Origin of the sequence: Streptomyces prasinopilosus, assembly GCF_001419695.1 — a bacterium.
GTDB lineage: Bacteria > Actinomycetota > Actinomycetes > Streptomycetales > Streptomycetaceae > Streptomyces > Streptomyces prasinopilosus.
In genome coordinates this window covers 1-9,753 of record NZ_LIRG01000539.1, presented here as the reverse complement: position 1 = coordinate 9,753, position 9,753 = coordinate 1, and the positions used below count along the sequence as shown (strand labels likewise).

Here is a 9,753-nt window from a genome sequence, read left to right as displayed (position 1 = left end):
GCGCCGCCAGGGACTCGAACCCCGGACCCGCTGATTAAGAGTCAGCTGCTCTAACCAACTGAGCTAGCGGCGCCTGCTGACGTCGTAGACATTAGCACCCTGGTCGGCGGGAGGAAAAATCGATATCCGCACGGCCGCGCGGGCCGCCCGCACGGCCGCCCAGAGCAGCACCTCCGGGCCCGGCAGCCAGGGGTGGCGCGTGTCCGGGGCGACCAGCCAGCGGGAGCCGGAGCGGTCCGCGCGGGGGGCCGGCGCCGGAACGGTCACCGCGTCCCCGGGGCCGTGGCACAGCAGCGGCGGCACCGCGCCCGTACGGCCGGCCTCCCCGCTGTCCCTGCCGCGGGCGTCCCACTCCTCCCACCCCAGCAGCGCGGGCAGCCGCTGGGCGGTGCCGGGGGCCGCGAACAGCAGCATCCGGCCGCGGAACCCGGCCACCGGGCCGGAGCCCGGCCCCTCGTCCCACATCCGGTCCAGCATCCGGCGCCCGAAGGGGGAGGGCGCGCTCACCACGTCGAAGACGGAGCCGCAGGGCAGTACGACCGGCGCGTGGGGCCGCTCCTCCCAGAGGGAGAGCGTGCTGCGCGGATACGTTCCCGCGGAGGCGAGCCAGGCGGCGCCGGCCGGAGTGACTCCGGTGGCGTCGGCGGCGCCGGGGGTACCGGGGGGACGGCCGGTGTCGAGGGCGTTGCGTGTCCTGCTCATGCCTCATGTCTACCGGCGGTGAGGGAGCGGTTTCCCAGGGTTGCGGGAATCGGGGACGCGTGGGAGCGGCGGGGGGTATGGTGCCCGCCTGGCATATGCCACACCCGTTCGGCCGTACGGTTCCGGGTCGGCGGGAAGCCGCGAGGCCGTACGGCCGTACGGGGGACGACGGGGCGGCCGGAGGGGGACGGGGTGCCCCGTGCGGGCGCTACGCGGTCCCGGGTTCGTCCCCGCGCAGGAGGCCCCGGCCGAACTCGACCATCTTCTTCGCGTAGTCCTCGGTCCACTCGGCCCGCTCGGAGATGTCGGCGGTCGTCAGCCGGTCGAAGCGCCGCGGATCGGCCAGCTGGGCCGCCGCCATCGCCTGGAACTCCATCGCCCGGTCCGCCGCCGCGCGGAAGGCGAGCGTCAGTTCCGTCGCACGCTCCAGCAGGGCGTGCGGGTCGTCGAGCGACTCCAGGTCGAAGAAGTGCTCCGGGTCGGCGGCCGCCGCCGTGGGCTCGAACAGCAGGGGCGCGGGGCGTAGCCGCGGTTCGTCCCGATGCGGCGTGGGCTCCGCCATGTCTTCTCCTTCGTCCTTGCTCGTGCGTGTGCGGTGGCCCACCGCGGGAGCGGGCCGTCTTCCATTCTCCCGCGTCCCGCAAGAGGGCCTCGGGGCCGGTGGGACCGGACCGCCGGACACCCGGCCCGCCCGGCCGGGGCCGTGCCCGGCGTCGGCCGCCCGGGCGGGACCGTGCCGGGTACCGGCCGCCCGGGCGGCCGGGCGGGGACGGGGTGGGGGTCAGGGCTGCCAGGTGATGCGGTGGCGGGCCAGGTGGGCCAGGACCGCGTGGTTGGCCTCCCAGCCGTCCGGGAACTTCACGAGGGTGCCCAGCTGGACCGGCTCCGTCGACGGGTACGCGTCCAGCAGCTCGCCCACACCCGCCCGGCACACCACGATGCAGGCGTGCCGGTGCCGTGAGGCCAGCACGCACAGCCGGCCCGTCTCCAGGTGGAAGGCGGTGGCGTCGGGACGGCCGGACAGCGGGTGCAGCACCACCGTGACGTCGAACTCCCGTCCCTGCAACCGGTTCGCCGTGTCGACGGTGACGTCCGCCGCCCCCAGTCCGGCCAGCGCCGCCCGCACCGCCGCCGCCTGGTCGCGGTGCGCGGTGCCGACGGCGATCCGGTCGGCGGTGAGCGGCACCGCCTGCTCGGACCGCTCCGAGACCGACGCGCCCTCCCGGTCCAGCAGCCGGCGGACCACCAGCGCCACCGCCCGCACCGCCTCCGGGTCGGTGCGCGGGGTGTGCCGGGCGGGCAGCTCCAGCAGGCCCCAGCCGGACTCGGCGGCCTCGTCGATCACCCGGTCGGGCCCCGAGCCGTCCGACGGGACGCCGAGCGCGAGCCGCCGGTCGCCGTGCCCGGTGCCGCTGCGGAACGGCGTGTACGGGTAGAACGCGTCCGACACCAGGGGCGCCGCCGAGGCGGGCAGCCGCCACGACACCGGCAGGCGGTGCTGCGGCAGCTCGGGATTGTGCGCGAGCAGGGTGGTCACGGCGGACGCGGACGGGTCGTACGACAGTCCCGCCCACTGCTCGCCGCCCACGATCGAGAACGGGTCCAGCTGCCCCGGGTCCCCCACGAACAGCGCCCGCTCGAACAGCCCGGCCACGGCGAGCAGCGCGTCCGAACGCATCTGGTACGCCTCGTCGACGATCGCGTGCGCCCACGGTTCGACGCCCTTGACGTGCGCCCACTTGGCGGCCGTCGAGACGACCACGTCGAGCCCGGCGAGGTCGGCCGCCTTCGCCGACGTGCGGACGTTGTCCAGTGCGTCGAGCGCCTTGTCGTACGGGTCGGTGTCGCTGCTGTGCAGGCGGCCGACCGGCAGGGCGGGGTTCTTCTCGGCGAGCCGCAGCACCAGGTCGTCGACCTGGGCGTTGGTCTGCGCCACCACCATCAGCGGACGGCCCGCGTCGGCCAGCTCCAGCGCCGCGCGGACCACGAGGGTGGACTTGCCGGCGCCGGGCGGGGAGTCGACGACCACACCGCGGGCGGCGCCGTGCAGGGTGTCGCGCAGGATCGCGTCGGTGGCCCGGCCGGCGGCCGCGCCGGCGTCGAAGACGGCCCCGGCGGACGGGGCGGGCGAGGGGGACGCGGTGGACGAGCGGGTCACAGGAGGTCCTCCTCGGTCACCGGGTCGGCGGGCTCCCGCACGGCGGCCTCGGCGCCCGGCGGGCCGCCGTGCGTCCACGGCGTCTCCTCCGGGTCGGGGAGCTTCGCCCCGCCGCGCGGCTCGTGCTCGAACAGCGTGAAGCAGACGCGGTCGCCCTTCTCCGGCACCGAGCCCGCTTCCGGTTCCCTGCCGCGGCCCATCTTGTCCGTGATCCGCAGGACCAGCAGCCCGCCGGCGGGCTGCCCCGCCCCGGCCGGCCCCTCCCCGGCGCCGTCGCTCCCGGGCCCGTCGGTCTCGTCCTCGTACCCGACGAACTCGGCCGTCTGCGGCTTCCCGCCCAGCGAGCGGTACACCCGGGTCCGCGCGCCCAGGTGCGGGCGGTCGTCCGTGCGGACGGTGACCAGCGGGCGGGGGCTCGGCCGCTTGCTCTCGCTGTACGCCATGACGACATCGGTGACCTCGCCCGCGAAGGCCTCGCCGGACAGCCGGCGGCCCGCCATCACCAGCGGGTCGTCCAGGGCCTCCTGCGCCTCCAGCCGGGCCTGCTCCCGCTCGCGCGCGGCGAGCTTGTTGGCCGCGGTCACCGCGTCGTCGCGGCGCGGCTGCGGCGGCTCACCGGCCAGCACCCGGTCCCGGTGGCCGGTGAAGGACCAGCGGTCGCGCGTCCACCGCTCCTCGACCCGCGCCCCCTCGGGCAGCGCGCGCAGCAGGTCCAGGCCCCGCCACACCGCGTCCCAGGTGGGCCGCGTACGGCTCTCCACCAGCGCGCGGATCTCCCGCTCGGCCGCCGTCAGCGCGCCGAGCCGCTCGTCGGCCTCCAGGCCGTCCTGCGCGGCGGCGAGCGCCGTACGGGCGCGGTCGTAGCGTTCGATCGCCGGGGCGAGCAGCTTGTTGTCGAACGCCGGGTCGGTCGCCGGGCCCGCGGGCGGGCACCGCAGCTGCCCGTCCGCGTCCCGCGCCAGCTCCGCCTCCCGCGCGGCCTCGGCGCCCGAGCGGCCCGCGGGCGGGTCGATCCACGCGAGCAGCGCCCCCAGGTGCTGGTCCTCCAGGGAGGACTGCCCGGTCGCCCAGTGCCGGCTCAGCAGATCGGTCATGGCGGGCAGCAGCGACGACCCGGGCACCCGGGCCCGCTCCGCGAAGTGCGTCAGCCACCGCCCGAGCAGCGGCACCCGGGGCGGCGCCGGGAAGGGCGCCTCCGGGTCCTGCTCCGCCGTGCGCCGGAACCGGGTGGACCGGCCGAGGAGCCGCACGAAGTCGACACCGGCCCGGCTCGGCACGATCAGCTGCGGTGCGTCCGCGCACAGTTCGACCTCGACCTTGACCCGCTTGCCGGTCTCCGGGTCGGTCTCGCTGCGCTCCGCGGCCTCCACGGCCTCGGCGCAGCCGTCCACGTAGGGCAGGACCACGTCGGCCAGTTCGGCCAGGAACGCGAACCTGAGGTCGCGGTCGCGCGGCTGCGGCACGACCAGCAGCCGGGGCGCGTCCCGGTCGGTGCCCACCAGCGCGCCGAGCGGGGCGCCCGCCTCGCCGGCGGTGGTCAGCGGCACGAACACCAGGGGCCGCTCGGACAGGTGCCGGTGCCGGACGGTGGCGGCGGGCCGGGCGCGGCCGGTGCTGACGGCCTCGAGGCGGGCGAGGGTGGTGATCAGGGACAAGGGGCCACCCCCGCGCGGGTGGTTCCCGCCGTGCCGGCGAGAACCTGCGGGCCGGGGGACGCCGCCGCTGCGGCGAGGGCCTCCGCGCGCAGGGCCGCCGCCCTGCGCAGGGCGGCGACCGTCGGGTCGGCGGGGTCGCCGAGCTCGCCGCGGGCCGCGGCCAGGACGTCCTCGACCGTCGTCAGGCCGCCCAGTTCGGCCCGGACCGGGCGGCCCAGGGCGGTCACCGCGTCCCGCGCGCGGGAACGGTCCCGGCAGTGGAAGGCCAGCTCGCACGCGGACAGGCACTCCGGCGCGTAGCTCGCCGGGACGGCCTCCACGGACGCCGCCAGCCGTTCGCGGGGCAGCCCGGGGGCGAAGCAGGTGCCTTCGGGGAGCGCGTCCGCGATGTGCTCGATGCGGGTGAGCCGGGCCAGCTGACGGGCGGTCACCGCGCGCTGCTTGCGTACGTCCACGGCGGACGCGGTGGGCAGGTTGGAGAAGTCCTTGGGGCACACCAGCAGGATCCGGTGCCGCACCCGGGGGGCCTCGCCGGGACCGTCCGGGGCGGCGGCGAGCCGGGCGGCGACCTCCTCCAGTGCGAGGACGTACACCGCCGCCTGCCGGGCCGCCGCGCCGACCTTCGCCGGATCGGCGGAACCGTCCAGCAGGGGGAAGGACTTGATCTCCACGACCGTCCAACTGCCGTCCGGGTGCACCACCACCGCGTCCGGCTCCAGGAAGGCCGGGGAGCCGGCGACGTCCAGCGCGAGCAGCGGATGGTCGAGCAGCGTCCACTCGCCCGGTGTCAGGGAGGCCTCGCCCAGGGCCAGTTCGGTACGCGCCGCGCGTCCCGCGTGGCCCGCCGCGGACAGGTCGGGCACGCGGGCGGCGGCGGGCGGTTCGGCCGAGCGGTCCAGCTTCTCGTGGACCAGCCGCAGCAGTTCCGTACCGCCGTCGGCCTTGACCCTGGCCTCGAACGCGTTGCCCCGGACGAGCGCGAACTGGGACTGGCCGAAGGCCGACGGGGAGCCCAACGCGCCCGCGAGCGTGGCCTTGTCCACCCCCGCGCCGTCGAGGATCGCGCGCCGCTCGCAGCCCGGGTTGGCGGCCAGGGCGGCCAGGGCGCGCGCGTCCAGCGACTTGGCCCGTACGTCCGGGCCGCGCAGCTCAGCGAGCCGGTGCCGCAGCTGTCTCGGCGTCTTCCCCCCGGGCCGGGGGGGATTGGCCCGGCCCGGTTCCGGAGGCGAACCGTGGCTCGAGCCGTCGCTGCCGCTGCCCTGGAATGTGCTCACCCGCGGAAGTCTGGCATCCCTCACTGACAATCGGGGAACCGGAGACGGGAGAGACCGCGGGGACCGGTGCGGAGCGCGTCGGCACGAGGGTCTTCGCCCGGTCCGCGGTCCGCAGCACGACCGGCGTGAGCAGCAGCCCGGCGGCCATCACGGCGGCACCCGCGACCGCGTCGAGGAAGTAGTGGTTGGCGGTGCCCATCACCACGACGACCGTCACCAGCGGATAGACCACGGCGGCCGCCCTCGCCGGGCCCGTACCGCCGTGCCGCCACAGGACCACGCCGCACCACAGGGCCCAGCCCACGTGCAGGCTCGGCATCGCCGCGTACTGGTTGGTCAGGCCACCCAGACCCCGGGGGGCGCTGGCCTCGCCGGCCCACCAGCCGTACGAGCTGTACTGCGCCATGGTGTCGACGAAGCCGTGGCTCGCGTCGAGCAGCCGGGGCGGGCAGGTGGGCAGCAGCGTGAAGCCGATCAGCCCGATGAACGTCGACGTCATCAGCCAGGTGCGGGCGGCGCGGAAGTGCGCCGCGCGGGAGCGGAACAGCCAGACCAGCAGCACGGGCGTCACCAGGTAGTGCAGCGACGCGTACCAGAAGTCGGCCGGTATCCCCAGCCACGGCTCGCGCGTGAAGAGACGGTTCAGCGGATGCTCGGCGTTGAGGTGCAGCGCCTGCTCGATGCGCAGGATCGCCAGGCCGTGGTCCACGGCGTCGGCGACGTCGCCCCGGACGACCAGCCGCCCCGCCGAGTAGCAGGCGTACACGAGGAGGATCAGCGGCAGCTCGGTCCACCAGCGCAGCCGGGTCGCCGGGGCCCCTTCGGTACCCGGTGTCTCGGTGTGCGGCATCCGATCGCCCTCCCCCTCGTTCCCGCGCGGCGCCCCCACGGCGGTCGGCCACTCTACGGTGTGGACGCGCTGCGTGGAGCCGTCCCGGCCCTGATAGACGCTGAGATCGTCCCCCGGGTTGCCCCTCTTCGGGGTGCGCGATGATGGAGGGGTTGCACCTGTGATTTCTCCGGAAGGTCTCCCATGGCACCGCGCATGCTGCTGGCCCGGCACGGACAGACCGCGTGGTCGCTGTCCGGCAAGCACACCGGCAGGACCGACGTACCGCTCCTGGACGAGGGCCGGCAGGGCGCCAAACTGCTCGGTGAGCGCCTGCACCGGCCGCCGTACGACGGGGTGCCGGACGTCGAGGTGCGCACCAGCCCGCTGTCCCGCGCGCGGGAGACCTGCGAACTCGCCGGGTTCGGCGAGCGGGCGCGACCCTGGGACACCCTCATGGAGTGGCACTACGGCGCCTACGAGGGCCTGACCCCCGAGGAGATCCGGGCGGACCGCCCCGGCTGGCTGATCTGGCGGGACGGCGTCCCCGAGGGGGAGACCCTCGCCGAGGTGACGGCCCGCGCGGACGAGGCGGTGGCCTGGGCGCGCTCCGCCGACCGCGACGTCCTGGTCTTCGCCCACGGGCACATCCTGCGCTCCATCGGCGCCCGCTGGCTGGGGCTGCCGCTCGACTTCGCGGCCCGCATCCGCCTCAACCCGACCTCCCTGTCGGTCCTGGGCTGGGCGTACGGGGAGCCGGCCGTGGAGAGCTGGAACGACCTGGGCCACCTGGCGGGCTGAACGCCCCGAAACCGCCGCCCCCGCCGCCCGCGCGGCGGCCGCACCGCGCGGGGGTCGGCCGCACCGCGCGGGGGCCGGTCACACCGGGCGGGGGAGCGAGGCGTGGCGGTCCAGGAAGGCCGAGACGCCGGCGGCGCTGCGGTGCGGGAGCAGGACGCGGGCAGTGCCCGCGAGTATCGTCCGGACCCGGGACGACTGGACCTCCGGCAGCAGGTCCAGGACCCGCATCCCCGCCGCGGCGGCCTCGTCGGGGTGTCCGCCGCGCGCCAGGTCGTCCGCCAGCTCCGCCGTGTACAGCGCGATGTTGCGGGTGAAGTGCGGGTGCTGGAGCTCCGCCGCCCGCCGCGCGTGCCGGGCCGCCCGCGGCCAGTCGCCCAGGGCGGACCAGCACTGGGCCTCCAGGCCCTCCAGTTCGGCCTCCCCGTAGAAGGTCATCCACTCGGGGTCGGCCGGCGCGGTGCCGCGGTCGAAGTAGGCCTGCGCGCGGGCCAGCGCCTGCTCGCAGCCCGCCCGGTCGGTGAGCCCCGCCCAGCCGCCCGCCTCGCGCAGCGCCAGCAGCGACATCAGCCGGGGCGAGCCGAGCGGGCGCGCGGCCCGCTGCGCGGCCTGCGCCGCCCGCACCGCCTCCCGCGGCCGGCCCGCGTCGCGGGCGAGGAAGGCGGTGTTGCAGAAGGCGTGCGCCTCGAGGCCGAGGTCCCCCGTCACCCGCGCGGTCGCCAGTGCCTCCGCGTAGTGCGAGCGGGCGTCGTCGAAGCGGCCCGAGTCGTGCGCCAGCCAGCCCACGGAGATGGCCAGTTCACCGGCGCCCGCGTACAGCCGGTCCGCGGTCCGCTGCCGGGTCGCGCCGGCGTCGAGCAGGGCGTAGGCGGCGCGCAGGGGCGCGGAGGCCCGCCGGTAGAGGCCGTCGGCCCCGTGCCGGTCGTCGAGCACCCGGATGTGGCGGACGGCTTCTTCCAGGGCTCCGGCGTCGCTCGCGCCGGGACGGCGCACGGCGCGCTGTGCCGCCGAGGCGTCCGGGGCGAGCGCGAGCGGGCCCAGTGAGGCGGCGGCCACCGTGGCGCCCCCGCCGGTCATGAATGCGCGACGCAGCACGTCGCTCTCCTCGTAGTCGTGGTGCGTGTCGTACGGGTGGTGCGGGTCATACGGTTCGGGGGCTCCGCCGCTCCCGTGCGTGACGAGCGCCGGGGCCCCGGGGGGCGCCGGGGGGGTGCCCCCGTCGTCCCGCGTCCGGCGCCCGCGGACCGACGAGCGGGGCGCGAAGCCCAGGTCGGTCAGCGTGCGGCCGGGGAACATGTGCAGGAACACCCGCTCGTAGGCGTAGTTGGGGCAGCGGATCTCGCCCGCCTCCACCCGGTGCACGTACCGCGCGTCACAGCTGACCCGCTCGCCGATCTCACGGGCGGCCCGGCGGACCGACGCGGCGAACTCGGCCGGCGAGCGCGGTCCGCGCAGGTGCCGGAAGACGAGGTTCGGCCGCGGGGGCCGGTCGGGCTGTGACGAGGGCACCGTTGACGACGCCATGGCCGGGTCCTCTCTGCGAACCGTCGAACCATGCCGGGCCCCGGGGCGGTTCCTCGCGGTGCGTCATGGTGCGCCCATGGGCCGCGCGGCGTCGCTCCGGTACCGGCGGGCACGAACGTACCCGCTGTGACGGAGTCGCCACGCAAAGTTCGGCAACAAAACGGATATCTCGTCAGTGATCCGCCATGAACTGCCATTCTGTGCTAATGGGTTCCGCCGTAGCCATGGGCGGCCCGACGCGTTGAACCCTGCGGACCGGGAGACGGAGAACCCGGTGTGCCGGGGACGGGCCGGGAGCGCGCCCGGTCCCCGGGGCCCGGTCCCGCCCGCCGGGCGGGACCGCAGGAGCGCGTGGGTGGAGGCCGGAGATGCGAAGGCCGGGAGACGGAGGCCGGGATGACGGACAGCCGGGGCGGTGACCCCCGAACGCCGCGCGGCGGGCCGCCGGGCTGCTGCGAGGTGGTGACGGTTCCGGCCCGCCAAGGGCTGGAGGCGGTCGACATCCTCCGGCGCGGTGAGGCGGGCGACGCGGTGGGCCCCGTCCTGCACGACGACGCCGGGTGCACGCTCGGGTTCCTGGTGCCGCCGGGGACGGCCGCGGGGTGGGACGTGCCGGGCAGCGTCTGCCGGGAGACGGACGGCCGCGGACTGCCCCCGGCCGCCGCCCCCGAGCCGCCGGCGGGGGGCCCGGACTGGCTGCTGCCGCCCGAGGAGACCGACCCCGCCACCGACCCCGCGGCCCTGCGGGAGGCGCTGGGCGAGGCGCAGCGCCTCCTCGACGCCGTGGACGGCTGCCGCTGAGGACGGCCGGGG

General features: G+C 76.6%; 9 protein-coding genes and 1 tRNA gene. 2 read left to right on the top strand and 8 right to left on the bottom strand.

Going from position 1 to position 9,753, the window contains the following annotated elements; genetic code table 11:
* The 7 genes from AOK18_RS21510 to AOK18_RS21480 form a co-directional block, all read right to left on the bottom strand.
* Window positions 1–73 (bottom strand) — tRNA-Lys (locus tag AOK18_RS21510).
* Window positions 64–702 carry a bifunctional DNA primase/polymerase gene (locus AOK18_RS31205; RefSeq protein WP_079105125.1) on the bottom strand — a complete coding sequence of 213 codons (639 nt, stop codon included), beginning with the start codon at window positions 700–702 and terminating at the stop codon, window positions 64–66. Before AOK18_RS31205 ends, AOK18_RS21510 begins: the two co-directional genes overlap by 10 nt.
* A gap of 208 nt (window positions 703–910) precedes the next feature.
* Complete coding sequence (locus AOK18_RS21500; RefSeq protein ID WP_055695417.1) at window positions 911–1,264, bottom strand: hypothetical protein; 354 nt, start codon at window positions 1,262–1,264, stop codon at window positions 911–913.
* 219 nt (window positions 1,265–1,483) lie between these two features.
* Window positions 1,484–2,860, bottom strand: a complete 1,377-nt coding sequence (locus AOK18_RS21495; RefSeq protein WP_055695416.1) for an AAA domain-containing protein — start codon at window positions 2,858–2,860, stop codon at window positions 1,484–1,486.
* Window positions 2,857–4,515, bottom strand: coding sequence for a hypothetical protein (locus AOK18_RS21490; RefSeq protein WP_055695415.1), 1,659 nt, complete (start codon window positions 4,513–4,515; stop codon window positions 2,857–2,859). The genes AOK18_RS21495 and AOK18_RS21490 overlap by 4 nt, the downstream gene beginning before the upstream one ends.
* A complete protein-coding gene (locus tag AOK18_RS21485) occupies window positions 4,506–5,684 on the bottom strand; it encodes a hypothetical protein (protein WP_055695419.1) in 1,179 nt (392 codons plus the stop codon). The genes AOK18_RS21490 and AOK18_RS21485 overlap by 10 nt, the downstream gene beginning before the upstream one ends.
* Window positions 5,665–6,639 (bottom strand): phosphatase PAP2 family protein, encoded by a 975-nt coding sequence (locus tag AOK18_RS21480; RefSeq protein WP_055573727.1) that lies wholly within the window; start codon window positions 6,637–6,639, stop codon window positions 5,665–5,667. Before AOK18_RS21480 ends, AOK18_RS21485 begins: the two co-directional genes overlap by 20 nt.
* 183 nt (window positions 6,640–6,822) lie before the next feature.
* Here AOK18_RS21480 and AOK18_RS21475 point away from each other — a divergent pair, with 183 nt between their 5' ends.
* Window positions 6,823–7,419, top strand: a complete 597-nt coding sequence (locus AOK18_RS21475; protein ID WP_055573728.1) for a histidine phosphatase family protein — start codon at window positions 6,823–6,825, stop codon at window positions 7,417–7,419.
* A gap of 78 nt (window positions 7,420–7,497) precedes the next feature.
* Here AOK18_RS21475 and AOK18_RS21470 read toward each other — a convergent pair whose 3' ends face one another.
* Window positions 7,498–8,940 (bottom strand): NsdA family TPR-like regulatory protein, encoded by a 1,443-nt coding sequence (locus AOK18_RS21470; RefSeq protein ID WP_055695414.1) that lies wholly within the window; start codon window positions 8,938–8,940, stop codon window positions 7,498–7,500.
* Between the two features lie 396 nt (window positions 8,941–9,336).
* On the opposite strand from AOK18_RS21470, the gene AOK18_RS21465 reads away from it, so the two are divergent.
* Window positions 9,337–9,741 (top strand): hypothetical protein, encoded by a 405-nt coding sequence (locus AOK18_RS21465; protein ID WP_055695413.1) that lies wholly within the window; start codon window positions 9,337–9,339, stop codon window positions 9,739–9,741.
* Window positions 9,742–9,753: the final 12 nt, after the last annotated feature.